At 57.4% G+C, this 15,991-nt stretch carries 17 protein-coding genes; 15 read left to right on the forward strand and 2 right to left on the reverse strand.

Annotation, left to right across the window (positions count from 1 at the left end; translation table 11 throughout):
* The first annotated feature begins 4 nt into the window (after window positions 1-4).
* The 3 genes from AC30D9_RS17475 (at window position 5) to AC30D9_RS17485 (ending at window position 2,230) form a co-directional block, all read left to right on the forward strand.
* Complete coding sequence (locus AC30D9_RS17475) at window positions 5-1,102, forward strand: IpaD/SipD/SspD family type III secretion system needle tip protein (protein WP_307571409.1); 1,098 nt, start codon at window positions 5-7, stop codon at window positions 1,100-1,102.
* Window positions 1,103-1,124: 22 nt separating this feature from the next.
* Window positions 1,125-1,427 (forward strand): phosphopantetheine-binding protein, encoded by a 303-nt coding sequence (locus tag AC30D9_RS17480; protein WP_307571408.1) that lies wholly within the window; start codon window positions 1,125-1,127, stop codon window positions 1,425-1,427.
* Between the two features lie 410 nt (window positions 1,428-1,837).
* Entirely contained in the window at window positions 1,838-2,230 is a 393-nt protein-coding gene (locus tag AC30D9_RS17485) for a hypothetical protein (protein ID WP_490144464.1), read from the forward strand.
* A 339-nt stretch (window positions 2,231-2,569) separates the two neighbouring features.
* Here AC30D9_RS17485 and AC30D9_RS17490 read toward each other — a convergent pair whose 3' ends face one another.
* Window positions 2,570-3,583, reverse strand: coding sequence for a m7GpppX diphosphatase (locus AC30D9_RS17490; RefSeq protein WP_307571406.1), 1,014 nt, complete (start codon window positions 3,581-3,583; stop codon window positions 2,570-2,572).
* A 413-nt stretch (window positions 3,584-3,996) separates the two neighbouring features.
* On the opposite strand from AC30D9_RS17490, the gene AC30D9_RS17495 reads away from it, so the two are divergent.
* The 11 genes from AC30D9_RS17495 to AC30D9_RS17545 all read left to right on the forward strand — a co-directional run bounded on the left by AC30D9_RS17495 (window position 3,997) and on the right by AC30D9_RS17545 (window position 12,562).
* Window positions 3,997-5,256 (forward strand): winged helix-turn-helix domain-containing protein, encoded by a 1,260-nt coding sequence (locus tag AC30D9_RS17495; RefSeq protein ID WP_490144465.1) that lies wholly within the window; start codon window positions 3,997-3,999, stop codon window positions 5,254-5,256.
* Window positions 5,253-5,726, forward strand: coding sequence for a transglycosylase SLT domain-containing protein (locus AC30D9_RS17500; RefSeq protein WP_307571404.1), 474 nt, complete (start codon window positions 5,253-5,255; stop codon window positions 5,724-5,726). Before AC30D9_RS17495 ends, AC30D9_RS17500 begins: the two co-directional genes overlap by 4 nt.
* Window positions 5,727-5,843: 117 nt before the next feature.
* Window positions 5,844-7,028 (forward strand): PrgH/EprH family type III secretion apparatus protein, encoded by a 1,185-nt coding sequence (locus tag AC30D9_RS17505; protein ID WP_490144466.1) that lies wholly within the window; start codon window positions 5,844-5,846, stop codon window positions 7,026-7,028.
* Window positions 7,028-7,291, forward strand: coding sequence for a type III secretion system needle filament subunit SctF (sctF, locus tag AC30D9_RS17510; RefSeq protein ID WP_307571402.1), 264 nt, complete (start codon window positions 7,028-7,030; stop codon window positions 7,289-7,291). The genes AC30D9_RS17505 and sctF overlap by 1 nt, the downstream gene beginning before the upstream one ends.
* A gap of 59 nt (window positions 7,292-7,350) precedes the next feature.
* Window positions 7,351-7,659: a type III secretion system inner rod subunit SctI gene (gene sctI, locus AC30D9_RS17515; RefSeq protein ID WP_490144467.1), complete on the forward strand. Its 309-nt coding sequence runs from the start codon at window positions 7,351-7,353 to the stop codon at window positions 7,657-7,659.
* On the forward strand, window positions 7,656-8,378 hold the full coding sequence (locus tag AC30D9_RS17520) for an EscJ/YscJ/HrcJ family type III secretion inner membrane ring protein (protein WP_490144468.1): 723 nt from the start codon (window positions 7,656-7,658) through the stop codon (window positions 8,376-8,378). The genes sctI and AC30D9_RS17520 overlap by 4 nt, the downstream gene beginning before the upstream one ends.
* Entirely contained in the window at window positions 8,365-8,931 is a 567-nt protein-coding gene (locus AC30D9_RS17525) for a secretion system protein (protein WP_490144469.1), read from the forward strand. Before AC30D9_RS17520 ends, AC30D9_RS17525 begins: the two co-directional genes overlap by 14 nt.
* Complete coding sequence (locus AC30D9_RS17530; RefSeq protein WP_490144470.1) at window positions 8,903-9,610, forward strand: oxygen-regulated invasion protein OrgB; 708 nt, start codon at window positions 8,903-8,905, stop codon at window positions 9,608-9,610. The genes AC30D9_RS17525 and AC30D9_RS17530 overlap by 29 nt, the downstream gene beginning before the upstream one ends.
* Entirely contained in the window at window positions 9,600-10,037 is a 438-nt protein-coding gene (locus AC30D9_RS17535) for a hypothetical protein (protein ID WP_490144471.1), read from the forward strand. Before AC30D9_RS17530 ends, AC30D9_RS17535 begins: the two co-directional genes overlap by 11 nt.
* A 45-nt stretch (window positions 10,038-10,082) precedes the next feature.
* Window positions 10,083-11,444, forward strand: a complete 1,362-nt coding sequence (locus tag AC30D9_RS17540; RefSeq protein ID WP_307571396.1) for a hypothetical protein — start codon at window positions 10,083-10,085, stop codon at window positions 11,442-11,444.
* A 98-nt stretch (window positions 11,445-11,542) separates the two neighbouring features.
* On the forward strand, window positions 11,543-12,562 hold the full coding sequence (locus AC30D9_RS17545) for a quinone-dependent dihydroorotate dehydrogenase (protein ID WP_307571395.1): 1,020 nt from the start codon (window positions 11,543-11,545) through the stop codon (window positions 12,560-12,562).
* Window positions 12,563-12,922: 360 nt separating this feature from the next.
* Here AC30D9_RS17545 and rmf read toward each other — a convergent pair whose 3' ends face one another.
* Window positions 12,923-13,138 (reverse strand): ribosome modulation factor, encoded by a 216-nt coding sequence (rmf, locus tag AC30D9_RS17550; protein WP_003223300.1) that lies wholly within the window; start codon window positions 13,136-13,138, stop codon window positions 12,923-12,925.
* A 531-nt stretch (window positions 13,139-13,669) separates the two neighbouring features.
* Between rmf and rlmKL the strand changes: the two genes are divergently transcribed.
* Window positions 13,670-15,940, forward strand: coding sequence for a bifunctional 23S rRNA (guanine(2069)-N(7))-methyltransferase RlmK/23S rRNA (guanine(2445)-N(2))-methyltransferase RlmL (gene rlmKL / locus AC30D9_RS17555; protein WP_134923462.1), 2,271 nt, complete (start codon window positions 13,670-13,672; stop codon window positions 15,938-15,940).
* Window positions 15,941-15,991: the final 51 nt, after the last annotated feature.

Here is a 15,991-nt window from a genome sequence, read left to right on the forward strand (position 1 = left end):
ACCCATGGAAATCACCCAATTTGCTCGTTCGCCCATTGTGTTGCTGCCGAATGTGGAGGCCATCACTGATACAGCGCCGCCTCCTGAGGTACCCGTTGAGGAACAAACGGTCAGTTCCCTGACCCATCTGCTGGACAGGTCGATGAACGCAATGAATCGCAGCCTCGGCAATATGCTCAAGTGCTCGGCAATCACCGCCGAGCAGAAGGAAGGCATGGCCGCCGAGGCGACAGCGCAGCAATTCATCGCGGAGGTTGTCGAACAGATCCACGCCAAGCGTGACCGCGCACAAATGTTGGCCATGCAACTGCGCCAGTGCTGTGCCGTGATGGCCCATAGTCTGACGACCGGGCTGTTGGACGAAAGTCAGCTCCAGCAGGTCGATGACGGACACAACCAAATCCTCCACACCCTCGAACGACATCTGCAAGAGCACAAGCCTCTCGATATTGCAGAGGCTTTGGATGCGACGATAAATTCATCGAATGACTTCTTCGAAAAACTCCTTGAACTGATCGACCTGATCAAGAACGGCTACCTCGCCGGCTACGAGCACATCATCTCGGCCTATACGAACTTCTTCGCCGCCTTCAATGCCCGAATCACCGCGATGATGAGTGAGTGGGTCGACGGGGCGAACGACGGTAAAGACGTAAAGCTGAAAGCGGGTGAATTGTACGAAGCGTTGAGGCTACTGATCGCCGATTTCAGCCATCCGAACCCGGACTCCATTCTTTTTCCGAAACCGGGGGAAGGTGGAGCCAGCGAGGAAGAGGCAGACAAATGGCGTCAAGCACTGGGCTTGCCTGACAGTTGCCTAAAACCAAACGGCGACGGTACCTGGTGTGTGGTCATCGATACCGGGCCGCTGACGTTAATGAAAGAAGGACTGCCGTCCAGCGGCACGGTGACCTGGAATACCGCCAAGTACAACCAATGGCAAACCGGTTTCAACGCTCAGGAGGAACGCTTGAAAAACATGCTGCAGTCGTTGACGCAGAAGTATTCGAATGCCAATTCGTATCATGACAATTTCAATAAGACGTTGTCGGCGCATTTGAATCAGTTTGCGGATATGTTGAGGGCGATGTTGAATTTCTAATATTTAAATGCAGGGCCTGTAAATGAATACGCCGGTTGTCAATATTTGCGTTGAATCCAGGGTCATACAGTTACTGTCTGGCTATTTTTCGGTCATGCAATACAAGATAAATAGTCGCTCGCGGTTGGTGGAGGATTTGAATGCTGATTCTGTGGATATAGTAGAGGTTATCGTAATTATGGATGAGGCCTTTAACATAGAACTGTCGTCGAGTCAGGTGGCGGAATGGAGGACTGTGGTCGATATTGTTAATTCAATTGCAAGTAGCGAGGGAATGCAAGCTGTAATTGAAGATAAGGGCGAGCCACGACTAAGATTTACCTAATGGAATTGCAATGAAGATCGTGAATGTGCCAGCTGACTCTGTTGGTATTAGTGATCTTGAAAGGTCTGCGCCTACGGCGTTGTTGACAACATTAATTAAGGCGTAGTCAAGCAGTGAAATGTTGTCAATGCAAGCTCGATGGTGGACGTTTTGGCGGTCGCTGCTGATAACTTCAGGTCAGTGTCTTGTTCAGTATTCGATCGAATAATGGATGGAGCGCTTAAGATTTCGCACATCGATTCAGCCCTACGCTCCGAAGAAGAATCGGTGACAGCTGAGTAGGGACTATCACGACGGACGTGGCAAGGGCGCTTCTTTATTATCCGGGGGACTCGCTCGTACAAGAACTCGGCGAGGTCGCCGAGACATCGTGTGATCTGATCCTGGATCTAACGCCCGAAGATCAAAAAATGTTGAGCAAGCCTTTGTTTGGGTTAGGAGGGCGGCTTTTATGTCGCTGGTCCTCCTTAAGAAAACAGAGCGTATCGAGCCTTAGACAAGTTCTCAATGGTCCTGCACAAGAAGCAGCACATCTGCTCGGGCATGGTGCGGCAATGGATATGATTAATGATTTGCTCAAAGGGCAGGCAGCCGTGAGTGACTCTCCATTCGATATTGAGGAGGTTGCTAGGCAGAAAACAGCGAATTGTCTGCATAAATTATTAGGCTTAGGCCGGGTTGTGTGTGGTTTTGTGGTGCTTATTTCTGTCGGAGATGGGATGGGGCTGAGTCTGGATAGCGAATGCGCTACTGATCAACCTGCGACACATAAGTCACGTTCGGTGTCGTATCCCCCAACCTGATTCGATACGGGGCTCCAATATACCTTCCATTGTCAAGAATGTGACGCCCAATGTATGTTGGGTTGCGTTTGTCATCCATGTTTTACTCGGCGCATTGATGTTGGTCGCATTGGTACAATATCAGGCGCACGCGTTCAGATAATGCTAGTAACTTGCAAAGCTCTACTATCAAAGTTGTTTTTTGCCGTTGGCCTAAGTTGATGTTGTGGTTTGCCCGAGACTAGATTAGGTGCTTTAGGGAGAGCTGGTGTAAGTCTTGGTTTGGGACGGGCTTGTAACTATAGATGGTTATAGTTACAAGCCAATAAATCATTTGATTTTCTTGCGGGTGGAGGGCTGTCAGGTGTTATGTTTTTCGAATGGTTGAGAGAGATCCAAGATGAAAGGGTTTTTCACTATGCCCTTGTTAGGGATGTTTTGTATCTGTGATACTCCCGTTTCTGCTTCTGTATAGTAGATGCCGTTGTTTCTCGTTAGAATCATATCAATTATTGAACTTCCATTTTTTAGCGTTTCGATGACCTCAGATAAGGGGAATGATCTGGCTTCATTTAGCGGATGGTCAGCTTTGTTAACGCGTGCGTGGAGGTGTAGAGTTGCAGTGACCTCCGCTACTGGAAAATGGAAAAATAGTTGAACTTTATCCTCGATTATATTGATGTTGTATACTTGAGTAAGGTGTTCTAGCATGTGTTCGCGTAAGCCCTCAAGTAAAGGGATGTCTCCTGCGTCAAGGTCGAGAATACTTGTCAGATATTTTACCGTTGTGCCTGACTCAATTTCGTTTGCAGTACGAATGTCGTTCGAGTACGAAGTGTTTGTGTTATTTGGCTGGCTCTTATTTTCTATGTGTTGAATGAGTGATAGGTCTTGATTGGGGTGGACGGCGTAGGCGCATATGGCAATGCCCTCCCGACTATCCTTCATAGTAGTGGGTGTGTCCAGTAATGATGGAGTTTCGATGTAAGGGAGGTTGGGGAAAATCAGGAAGGCATTTGAATGTTGGTTTAGCGGAGGGAGGTACGAAAACAAGCTGGGGTTTTTTTGGTATTGATCAAAATCTTTTTCCGGATGGAGTGCGAGTAGTCCGCTCAAGAAGGACGTAGGGGATGAGGTTTTGTGGTAAGTATCTTTCAGAGTATTTAGGCTGGCTCTATCGAACTCCAGTTTGGCGACGTCTGATCGTTGGTACTTTATTGCTCCGCGCCCTTGATAGAATTTAAAATCACCATATTTATCTCCTGTATTCGGGTCGGATATATAAATGCCGCTTTCTAATTTGTAATTGTTGTTTTGATCTTTGTGTGCGAAAACCGTTCTTTCGTACGTTTTGTTTGTGGCTTGAGTGCTCATGTCGATTCCTAGGTTGTCCAAGGTTCGATGGAGTGTGTGGGGTGAGTTTGAAGTGGATTCAAGTTTTTCCCCGAGTGTGTTGGGGAGTTTGTTCTGGGTTTTGATGTTCTCGTTGTATAGGTTGCCGGTCGACAAGCTTCTTTGTGCTACGTGCAAGGTCTAATTCCTTTGATGCAATTGTTATGTGGGTTGGAACTCCTGCATATTGTTTTTTAGGGTCTTCTGTTTCTTTCAAAAAGCGCTCAGTGGGATTTGTCCTACATTGCGGGTCGTATTTTCGTCAATGTATAAGTTAATTTCCTTACGGCATGCTCTGATTCAACTTCCTATAGTCACGTAGCCCGCCATCCCGAGCCTGTGCCCCCCACAGGCTCAATCGCGCTCAGTAACTTTCTATAGAGAAATCCCAGAGTATGGACAGTGCAACTGATCAACCGCTGGTGAAGTCATTCGTTTTTGACCACTGGCTATTGCAAAGCGATGGAACGCTGATGCGAGATGGACAAGGAGTTCATGTTCCACCCAAAGAACTACACGTACTGCGCCTGCTGCTGAAATCGGCGGGCGCGGTCGTGAGTAAGGATTATCTGCTTGATCATGTCTGGCCGCGGATGGATGCGGCGGAGGAGTCGTTGACCCGTTGTATCTATGCCTTGCGCAAGTTGTTCAAGGAGAACAAGGGCTACATTGCGACGGTTTACGGCCAGGGTTATCGGTTCACCGGTCCCGTGGTTGAGCTCGACGTGACGAGCCAGGCGAGGGCGGTGGCGCCGTCGCTGGCGGTATTGCCTTTTCGCAATCTGGACGAGATCGCGGCGCTGGATCTGCAGGATCTGATGATCCGCCAACTGACCACGGCGTTCGGTGAGGCATTGCACATCATTCCCTCGGGGCTGATCGCAGCCTGCAGGGCGTCGAGCGATGTGCGGTCGTTGGCCGGGCGGCTGTCGGCGGATTATTGCTTGAACGGCCGTTTTATAGGTGCGGGCGGGTTGCAACACTGGTCGATCGAGTTGATTCGTGGACGCGACCAGGCGTTGCTGCATGGGCAGACGCTGGACGCCGGTGATCCCGGAGAGGCGCTGGGCGCGCTGACGTGTCTGGTGGCCCAACGCGTACCCGGGTTGCGTCCGGTCGGCGAGCGTTGTGGGTCTTATGCGGTGGCGGTGGCGTATCTCAATGGCTTGTGCAGTGTGCAGCGGCACACGGCGCAAAGCCTGCGTGATGCCCTGGTGCTGTTCAGGCAGTGTTTGAAACTCGATCCCGGCTACGCGCCGCCCTGGTGCGGTTTGGCGGATGTATGGCTGGGACAGGCGATGATGGGCCTGGGTGATCCGGAGCGCGCCATCGAAGAAGCGCATTCGGCGGTTTCCAACGCCTTGGCGCTGGACCCCGGCAGCATCCCGGCATTGACGCGCCTGGCGTTGCTCACCAGTTTGCGCGGTTGTGAGCAGGCGGCCCAGGTGTTATTCCGGCAGTGCCTGTTGTCGGCCGATCAGGCGGACGTACTGTATTTTCATGCCTGGCATCACTGGTTCTGGCGGCGCAATGAGCAGGCGGCGCAGATGATCGACCAGTGCTTGGAGCATGACCCGGGATGTGTGCGGGCGCAGATCATGCGGGTGCGTATTCACGAACAGCTGACGTGGATCCGCGAGCGGCGCCTGGCATGAAGCGGCGCAGGAGCAAATGGTTGTGCTGGCCGGTGTGTCTGGGCCTGGGGCTTGGCATAGCCCAGGCGCACGCGTGGTGCTGGAGCAGGGCGGGGCAGTTGCATGCCATTGAACCCGAACTGCTACAAGCGATTGCTGATGTTGAGTCCGGGCAGCGGCCAGATGCGATCAACCACAACCGCAACGGCACCCGCGATATCGGGCTGATGCAGATCAACAGCATTCATCTACCTCGATTGCATGCCCAGGGCATTACCGAGCAACGCCTGCTGGATGAGCCATGCCTGTCGGTGGAGGTCGGTGCATCGGTGCTGGCCGAGTTCATCGCCCGTCATGGCTATAACTGGACGGCGGTCGGCGCCTACAACGCCGGCAATTCGCCCCACCGGCAAGCCGCGCGGCTTCGCTACGCGCGCAAAGTCTGGCAACGCTATCAAGTACTCACCCAGGCTCGACAAGCGGCGCGATGAGCAGGCTGGCGCAGGATTCTGATCCTCTGCACCGGGCAATCGGCAGAATTCGATCAGGAATCCTGCCGCCGACCTTCCTACCCTGTGTGCTCATTCGACTGCCCTGGAGTTAGGACGGTGACAGTCCCGACGGCCCCCACCCTACAGCCCTGCGTCCTGCGGATCCTCAATGGTCCGTTGCAGGGCTGCGAATTCGCGCTTGGCCAAGGCAGCACCTTGTTCGTGGTCGGTGCGATGGAGTTGCTCGGGGACGGCGCGCTGTCGGCCAGTGTTCCGGCGGAGGCGATTTTTATTCCGCTGGAACAAGGGGGACGCAATTTCGAGGTGTTGGCCGATCAGGCCGCGCCGGACGGCTTGCCGCTGCGACTGCTCGGTGATTCGGTGGAAGTGCGCCACTGTGCCTTTCAAGCCAGGGTGCAGATTGGCGACCTGCACATCGCCTTGCGTCCTGATGACCAGCCTTGGGCTCCCGAGCTGCTCGGCCATGGGCCTGGCACTTCAGCCGAGCCCGCCCATTTCATGAGGGGGCGTGTCCCACCAACGCGGTGGATCGCTGGCGGCCTGGCGCTGGTGGCGATGGTCGTTGCGATTGGCTTTTGGTTAACGCCGGGGCCCGTGCCGGAAACCGATATCCGTGCGCTGATCAGCGGCGCCAGCGCCGAGGTCCAGGTGTTGCGCGGTCGTGATCATTCGGTCTACGTCTTTGTATCTTCCGAGCGGGATGCCGGTTGGAGTCGCCAGGTGTTGACCCGCCACAGCAACCTGGACGGCCAGGTGCTGATGATCGACCAGGAGCGTCATCGGCTGGAGCAGGTGCTGGTCGACCATGACCCGCAACTGGCCTGGCATTTCCTGGACCTCAAGGACCCTTCGGTGCCGCGACTGCTGCTCAGCGCCCAACGCAATCTACTCACGCCCGACAGGCAGGCACAGCTGCTCGATACGCTGCTCGCGGCGGCGCCTTATGCCCGCGACGCCGTGGTGCAGATGCAGGATGACAGGCTGCTCGCCGATCTCGCCCAGGGTGGTTTGGAGCGTCTTTCACTGGCCTTCAGCCGGGTCGAACACCAGGGCAGCGTGACGTTTGCCGTCGAGGGCAACCTGCAGGATTCCGAGCTGGCCGCCGCTCGCCAGTATGTCGACAGTTTTTACCGGCAGTGGGGTGATCGCTACGTGCATTTCACCGTCGAGCTCAAGGACGACGCGCTCAAGGGCCTGTCGTTTCAAACCGGCCCACAGGGCTACGTCAAGACGGGTTCCTCGTCCTGGCACTTTCCAAAAACAGACAGAGTAGGTGATTAATGCCTGGTATCCCGATCATGTTTCCCGATTTTCCCGATGACTTTCTCGGAGAGCAGGCCGCTGCGTTCGAGCTTGGCGCCCAGAGCCTCAAGGAAGCCCTGGACAAAGCGCTCGATGATCTAAAAAGCGATGCGTCGGACCCTGGAAAGCTCGCCGCTTACCAAACCGCCTTTTCGTCCTACACGGTATTTCGAAACGCCCAGACCAACACGGTCAAGGGCTTCAAGGATATCGACATGGCGATCATCCAGGCGGCTCGCTGACGCTTGCTCTTTCGGCTGGCCATTGCTCGTGACAATGGCCATTTTCATGAGTGCCCCGTATGTCCATCCAAACTATTTCCCCGTCGCTTATCGCGCGTTCAGCCTTCGTTGAATTGCGTGGCCCGCAGCAAGGCCCAATCGTTTCCCTGGAATCGCGCTTGATCGAAGCGTTTGCCGGTTCCGCCGTCGACAGTGCGCAAGACGTTTCGGCGATCAATCAACTGCTACAGCGCCCGGACATCACCGACCCTGAAGTGTTGGCCCAGTTGCAGGAATTGACCGGGCAATACAACGTCGACATCAACTTGCTCAACGTGCTGGTGCGCAAAGCGGTGGGCACGGCAGAAACCCTGATGCGTGCGTCATGAAGCCAGGCCTGTTGTTGCTGTTGTTGTGCCTGGCGCTGGCGGGGTGTCGGCAGCCGAGCCTGCTGGAAGGGCTGGATCAGCAGCAGGCCAACGAAGTGCTTTCGGTGCTGCAACGCAACAACATCGCGGCGGTGAAAGTCGATGGCGGCAAAGCTGGCTATGCGGTGAAAATCGATCAGCTGGATTTTTCCGCCGCGGTCGATCTGCTCAATCTCTATTCGTTGCCGTCCCGGCCACGCCTGCAAGTCGCCGAGATGTTCCCGTCCGACTCACTGGTGGCCTCGCCCCGCGCCGAAAAGGCCCGGTTGTATTCGGCGTTGGAGCAGCGCATCGAGCAGTCGCTGGCGGTGCTCGAAGGTGTGGTTTCGGCGCGAGTGCATGTCAGTTACGACCTGGATGCTGGCGAGGGCGGACGCAAGCCGGTGCCTATCCATCTTTCGGCGTTGGTGCTGCATGAGCGCGATATCGAAGCGCAATTGCTGATCACTGACATCAAGCGTTTCCTCAAGAACAGTTTTGCGGCGGTGGAGTACGAGAACATTTCGGTGGTGCTGTCCAAGCGTTCGCCGACCCAACATGTCGCGCCGTCGGTGGCCGCACCGAAGGGGCAGTCGCGCTGGCCTTGGTTGTTCGCCGTGATCGGCGGCGTGTTGCTGGCCGGTGGCGCAGCCTGGGCCTATCGCCAGTCAAACCCAGGGCGGCGCGATGTCGGACCTTGAGCGCCTGCGGCAGATCCTCGCCGAGCCCCTGGCTTATCTGCACCCCCAGCGTCTGGTGATACCGGCGGGATTCGAGGAGGCCGAGGCTCGCAGCCTCCTCAACCGAATAGTGCTCGAGGGGCTGGAACTGCAAGGGCCGTGGCCGTCGACGCCACTGACCGGTGTGGTGCGGCAATGGGTTCGCCATTGGCGCCGATTGCCCTATATCGCCTCGCTGTTGGGCGCCTATCGCTTGATGCCCGACCTGGCGCGCGGTGCGGCGCTGCGCTGCTTGCCTGTGTCAGTTCGGCGCTTCGCCGGCTACAGCCTCGGCGCGCGAAGCGGCCCGCCAATCGAGTGCTCGCCCGTTGCCATGGAGCAGGTCGAAGCCGCCGGCCTCAATGCGTTATGGAGCTGGCACGGGCAAGTCCCGTCGATGTTGCTCGAGCGCCTGGCCTTGCAATTCTCCGAACCGGTGGTTCGCTTGCACCGGCAATGGCCAGTCTTGAAACCTGATCCCACTCTTTTCTTTTTGGCGGTGCAACATGCTCGACTCCATCCGCTCCCTGACTGACCTGCCGGTTTCCAAGGACGCGCGCCTGGCCCGCGAGGACATCGCTGCCGCCCGCCGCCGTCACGCCTTGCAACACGAGGCCCAGCGCCGGGCGCGCGAATGCATCGAGCAGGCCCAGCGCGAGGCCGACGCGGTCCATGCGCAGGCATTTCAGCAAGGTTATGCCGAGGGCATCCTGCGCGCGACTGGGCATCTGGCGGACGGCTTGCTGAAGTCGCAAACCCTGGCGCTGCAATTGCGCAACGAGTTGGCCGGGGCTGCGAGTGATTTGCTCGCGCAAGCCTTGAGCCGCCCGCAATGGTTGGACGAAATGCTTGAACGCTGGCTGGCCGGGCAAGTGGGCGATTCAGAGGCGGTGCTGCACGTATTGCTGCCGCTGCATTGTCGCCCGCGTGGCGATGAACTGCGCGCCAACCTGCACGAGCGTTGGGCTGGCGAGCTGATTGTCGAATATCACCCGCAAGACCGCTATGTGCTGCGCCTGGCGGATCAACTGCTGGAATTCGATGTTGAAACGACCCGACAACGGCTGGCGCCAAGGCTTTTGGCGAGCATCGCTGATCTGCCGGAGTCGGTCCGTGTCCTGGACCAGGCCTCGCAGCAGGCGCTGAAGGATCTGTGCTCGAGCTTCGTCGACACCGCGCAGACCGCCTCTGGAGAAATCCGCCATGAAGATTGAATCCGTGCGCGCTTCCGGCCCTCTTGAGCTCGGCGCCGGTGCGTTGGTCGAGACGCTGGAATCGAGGTTGCTGGCCGCCCGCCAGGAAGTGTCTGGCAGCAAGCGTCCGGACCCTGAGTTCGAGCACTTGTATCAATTGCTGCTGGCCATGGAAGGGCAAGGGGAAAAGGCGATTCATGAGTTTCTCCGCACCCTGCGGGGAGCGGATGGAGCAACCGCTGCGTACCCCACCGCCAAGGCGTTGAAGGTGATCACGCAACAGGTTCTGTATCGATTGCAGGAGGACGGGCTGGAAAAGTCGCAGCTCTACAAGGAAGTCTTCGGGGCCAATGGCCTGGCGTTCGCCATGGAAGTCTTTGTCCTGGGCGTGATGCGTGATGTGATGCAGCCGATGGAGGATGACGCTTGGGAGAAGAGTGAGTGGTGAGAATCGCTTGAGAAAATTGCTTATAACTAACTAAGAGAAATAAATATGCAAATTACGAACGTCAACCCGTCATCTGCCCCTTCTTCTGTAGCTGTAACAGACTCCAGCAGCGTTTCACCCTCAGAATCTAAGGAAAGCGTGTTTGACGTTTCGGGTGTGGAAGCTGTGGATTTTACGCAGAGCGATTTTGGAAATCCCAAGAAAGTCGTCGCGCTCCTGATGAGAATAGATAGCTCGCTAAATAATTCGCTGGATGAAATACGCAACAACTTGGGTGAGTTAGACCGCGAGGTTCTTGGTGGCGTTGAACACTACATCCAGCTGGGTGATAAGCCCCCTTCGGCTGTGTTTGGTGACAACTTAACTGGAGCTTCAACCACCGAACTCCCTGTAGAACGCATGAAAAACGTGCTTGATGCCGCCAAGGAACTGCTCGAATCCGCCAAGGAGCCTGGGCGCAATGCACTCCATGTCGTCGGGCGCACGGGGTTGGTCATAGCTTTGGCCGCTGCTGCGCGTGGATATTTTGCTCATCTCTTAGAACAAGCTCTCCTCGCAGGCGACACACCTGAAGCAGGTCGGGCCTGGTTGGCTGCTGCGGCGGCAATGACAGGGCCCGGCCTGGTAGTGGCGGGAGCCTTGGTCCGGCATTTGGAAGGGGAGTCGAGGTTGGAGTCGAAGCTAGCGGCTGCGTTCCTGGCAATCGGAGCGACGGGATTCGCAATTGGGGCCTGTGTCACGGGAGCGGCGCAGACTCTTTTTTCTAAGGTGGCGGGTGTAGTTATCTATAACCTATTAAGAGCGTTGGCTGATTTGCTCGTGCCTTTGAAGGACAACGCTGGCCCTGCGAGTGCAGCGGCAACCGGCGTTACAGCCATGGTTTATGGTGCATTTCAATTGGCGCAGTCGGAAGTGGCCAGACTCATGCCATTGGATGGTCTCGCCAGGGCAGCCCAGGGGCTTGGTTACTGTTTCCGGGATGACCTTTTTCCCATCGTGTCGACTACTGTCGTACAGTTGATCGATGCGGGTGTCTTGATTGCTACTAAAAATAGCAATTGGTTATCACCCCGGCGAGGAGCGGATTCGGCCTTGTTTGATGAGGAGGCTTTACGACACCGGACCTTGAAGACGGAAACGGTTCTTCAATGGCCCACCCAAACTCAAACGGCCCATACAATTTTGAACGTTACAGGGGCACGCATCTCGTTTGGTGTGGCCCTTGCCGCGTCCAGTGCGATGCTAGCGGACTACTTAAGTAAATCCGAATTTGGCGACGATACACAAGGCCATATTCTCCAAGGCTGTCTCGCTGTGCTAGCGGTGTTTCTTTACGTTGCACTCATCAATAGCGTCGCCAAACGCACCGACAACACCTACGATCTAGAGACGTTGAACTCGGCTTGATCTAACCCAAGGAGCTAGCCACCATCGGTTGCTCGCTCCTGTCCCTCCACCCTGGCTATAATCGCCGCCTCATTTCTTCGAACGAGTCAAACCCACCCATGTACACCCTGGCCCGTGAGCTGCTGTTCAAACTTTCCCCGGAAACCTCCCATGATCTGTCCCTGGACCTGATCGGCGCGGGCGGACGTTTGGGCCTCAACGGTTTGCTGTGCAAGGCCCCGGCGAAATTGCCGGTGACGGTCATGGGCCTGGAGTTCCCCAACCCGGTCGGGTTGGCGGCGGGCCTGGACAAGAATGGCGCGGCCATCGACGGGTTCGCCCAGCTGGGTTTCGGTTTCGTGGAAATCGGCACCGTCACCCCGCGCCCTCAGCCGGGCAACCCCAAGCCACGGCTTTTCCGCCTGCCGCAAGCCGAGGCGATCATCAACCGCATGGGCTTCAACAACCTGGGCGTCGACCATTTGCTGGCCCGCGTAGCGGCGACCAAGTACAAAGGTGTGCTGGGCATCAACATCGGCAAGAATTTCGACACCCCGGTGGAGCGTGCCGTCGACGACTACCTGATCTGCCTGGACAAGGTCTACGCCCACGCCAGCTATGTGACGGTCAACGTCAGCTCGCCGAACACCCCGGGCCTGCGCAGCCTGCAATTCGGTGATTCCCTCAAGCAACTGCTGGCCGACCTGGCCCAGCGTCGCGCGGAACTGGCGTTGACCCACGGCCGGCACGTGCCATTGGCGATCAAGATCGCTCCAGACATGACCGACGAAGAGACCAGCCAGGTGGCCCAGGCCCTGATCGAGACGGGCATGGACGCGGTGATCGCCACCAACACGACCCTGGGGCGCGAAGGCGTTGAAGGGCTGGAGCACGGTGACGAGGCGGGCGGCTTGTCTGGCGCGCCGGTGCGTGACAAGAGCACCCACACCGTGAAAGTGCTGGCTGGTGAGTTGGCGGGGCGTTTGCCGATCATTGCGGCGGGAGGCATCACCGAGGGCCGGCACGCCGCCGAGAAGATCACCGCCGGGGCGAGCCTGGTGCAGATTTATTCGGGCTTTATCTACAAAGGGCCGGCGCTGATTCGTGAGTCGGTGGATGCGATTGCGGCGTTGCGTTGATTGCCAGGGCTGGTCAGTTCCATCTGTGGCGAGGGGATTTATCTGTGGCGAGGGGATTTATCCCCGCTGGGCTGCGCAGCAGCCCCTGTAGGCAACGCTTCGGTGTGTCAGGTTTATCGAATGAGCTGTTTTGGGGGCTGCTGTGCAGCCCAGCGGGGATAAATCCCCTCGCCACAACAGTGTTCACAGCTCGGGTCCAGTGGCGTTTGCAGCTCAGTTTCGGGCACCCATGAAACCCCAGAATTAAAAAGGGCTCCTCGAAGGAGCCCCCTGGGCCGTAGCCCGCCGTCCGGATGGGACGTGCGTGGTTAAATCGATATGGCTGTCAAATTGTCGAGTTCTTGAGTATTAAGCCCTGTGTCAGCCGACGGCGTGAAGTTCGTTGAGTCTATGGATACCCGCAGTGCCGGTCATACCGTCCCAATTGTCGCCGCGTCCTTCTCGCCAGCCATTGATCCAGGCTTGACGTACCGACGGTAGAGTAAAGGGGCAAAGCTCACGGGATTTACCACCAACGCCATATTGGTAACCACGTAAAAATGCTCTTTCCAACGGATCACGCTTAAGTCTTCTCATAGGGTGTTGCCCTCACTTGTTGACTGTTGCTTAGCGTCGACCTCTATCGAGGCCGGGGCAGAATCATTCTGCCGTTGGTGGCTCGTTGCCGGCGTGACGAGCCGAGGTGTTGACGCCGTTGCGACGTCAACCTGTGTTGAGTTCTAACCAAAGCGTCACATGGATGGAATGATCGTTTTGTCATAAGCACGTAACAATAAAGATGTTAGGGCGATAAGTAACTTGATGTTCGTTGACCGCTTTTGAGCAAGACCCCTGTATGATCGGCCCTGCGCCAAAAGGGGCGGTCTTTCCTCGAATGAGAATGTCCCCCTGTTGCACTCGGGTACTATTCGACGAAAGGGTCGAGTTTTCACAATTTGTTGCACAGAATTTTTTATCTGCCCTCGGATCAAAGCTTTTTTAACCCGAGCTGCGAGGGCGGAACGGCACACTGTCGTGCCACGCGGGTGCTCTTGAGAAAAGCACCTGATTGAACCCGGCCCGGCAATGCGTTGCCCGGTCCACTTAGCCAAAGGCTCTGGAAATCCCATGTCCGATCGTTTCGAACTCTTCCTCACTTGCCCCAAGGGCCTCGAAGGCCTGCTCATCGAGGAAGCCGTCGGGCTTGGCCTTGAAGAGGCGCGCGAGCACACCTCCGCCGTGCGTGGCATGGCCGACATGGAAACGGCTTATCGCCTGTGCCTCTGGTCGCGCCTGGCCAACCGCGTGTTGCTGGTACTCAAGCGCTTCCCGATGAAGGACGCCGAAGACCTGTACCACGGCGTGCTGGACGTCGACTGGCAAGACCACATGCTGGCTGATGGTACCTTGGCGGTGGAGTTCAGCGGCCACGGTTCGGGCATCGACAACACCCATTTCGGCGCCTTGAAAGTCAAGGATGCCATCGTCGACAAGCTGCGCACTCCGACAGGTGAGCGACCGTCCATCGACAAGCTCAACCCGGACCTGCGCATCCACCTGCGCCTGGACCGTGGCGAAGCGATCCTCTCCCTGGACCTCTCCGGCCACAGCCTGCACCAACGCGGCTATCGTTTGCAGCAGGGCGCTGCGCCGCTGAAGGAAAACCTCGCCGCCGCGATCCTGATCCGCGCCGGCTGGCCACGCATTGCCGCTGAAGGCGGGGCGCTGGCCGACCCGATGTGCGGTGTCGGCACGTTCCTGGTGGAAGCCGGGATGATCGCCGCCGACATGGCACCGAACCTGCGTCGCCAGCAGTGGGGCTTCACCGCCTGGCTCGGCCACGTGCCAGCGCTGTGGAAGAAGCTCCACGAAGAGGCGACCGCCCGCGCCGCCGCCGGGCTGGCCAAGCCGCCGTTGTGGATTCGCGGCTACGAAGCCGACCCACGGTTGATCCAGCCGGGCCGCAACAACGTCGAGCGGGCGGGTTTGAGCGAGTGGATCAAGATCTATCAAGGCGAAGTCGCCACCTTTGAACCACGTCCGGACCAGAACCAGAAGGGCCTGGTGATCTGCAACCCGCCGTACGGTGAACGTCTGGGCGATGAAGCCAGCCTGCTTTACCTCTACCAGAACCTGGGCGAGCGCCTGCGCCAGGCCTGCTTGAATTGGGAGGCGGCGGTGTTCACTGGCGCGCCGGACCTGGGCAAGCGCATGGGCATTCGCAGTCACAAGCAGTATTCGTTCTGGAACGGGGCCTTGCCGTGCAAGTTGCTGCTGATCAAGGTGTTGCCGGATCAGTTCGTCACCGGCGAGCGTCGTAGCCCGGAACAGCGTCAGGCCGAGCGTGAACAGGCCGCCTACGATCAAACCCCGGAAGTGCCGCAAGAGCGCCAGTACAACAAGAACGGCAACCCGATCAAACCGGCCCCGGCGCCAGCCCCTGTGGTCGAGCAGGCGCGGTTGAGCGAAGGCGGGCAGATGTTCGCCAATCGCCTGCAAAAAAACCTCAAGTCGCTGAGTAAGTGGGCCAAGCGTGAAGGCGTTGAGTGCTACCGGGTCTACGATGCCGACATGCCGGAATATTCCATGGCTATCGACCTGTACCACGACTGGGTGCACGTCCAGGAGTACGCCGCGCCAAAGTCCATCGACCCGGAGAAAGCCTCGGCCCGTTTGTTCGACGCCCTGGCGGCGATTCCCCAGGCGCTGAACGTCGACAAGAGCCGCGTGGTGATCAAGCGCCGCGAGCGTCAGAGCGGCACCAAGCAGTACGAGCGCCAGAGTGCCCAGGGCAAGTTCACCGAGGTCAACGAAGGCGGTGTGAAGCTGCTGGTCAACCTCACCGATTACCTGGACACCGGGCTGTTCCTCGATCACCGGCCGATGCGCCTGCGGATCCAGAAGGAAGCGGCTGGCAAGCGTTTCCTCAACCTGTTCTGTTACACCGCGACTGCCAGCGTCCACGCGGCCAAGGGCGGGGCGCGCAGCACCACCAGCGTCGATTTGTCGAAAACCTACCTGGACTGGGCACGGCGCAACCTGTCGCTCAATGGTTTTTCCGACAAGAACCGCCTGGAGCAGGGCGATGTGATGGCCTGGCTTGAAGCCAGCCGCGACGAATACGACCTGATCTTCATCGACCCGCCGACCTTCTCCAATTCCAAGCGCATGGAGGGGGTGTTCGACGTGCAGCGCGATCATGTCCAGTTGCTGGACCTGGCCATGGCGCGCCTGGCGCCGGGCGGTGTGCTGTACTTCTCCAACAACTTCCGCAAGTTCCAGCTCGAAGACAACCTCGGCGAGCGTTATGCGGTGGAAGAGATCACGGCCAAGACCATTGATCCGGATTTTGCACGCAACGGTAAGATCCACCGTGCCTGGAAGATCATGGCCCGTTGACTCGTAGCTGATTGGATCCACGAAGCCTTGTAATTCAAGGCTTCTAGCCTC

The sequence above is a fragment of the Pseudomonas sp. DF11 genome (genome assembly GCF_058148565.1).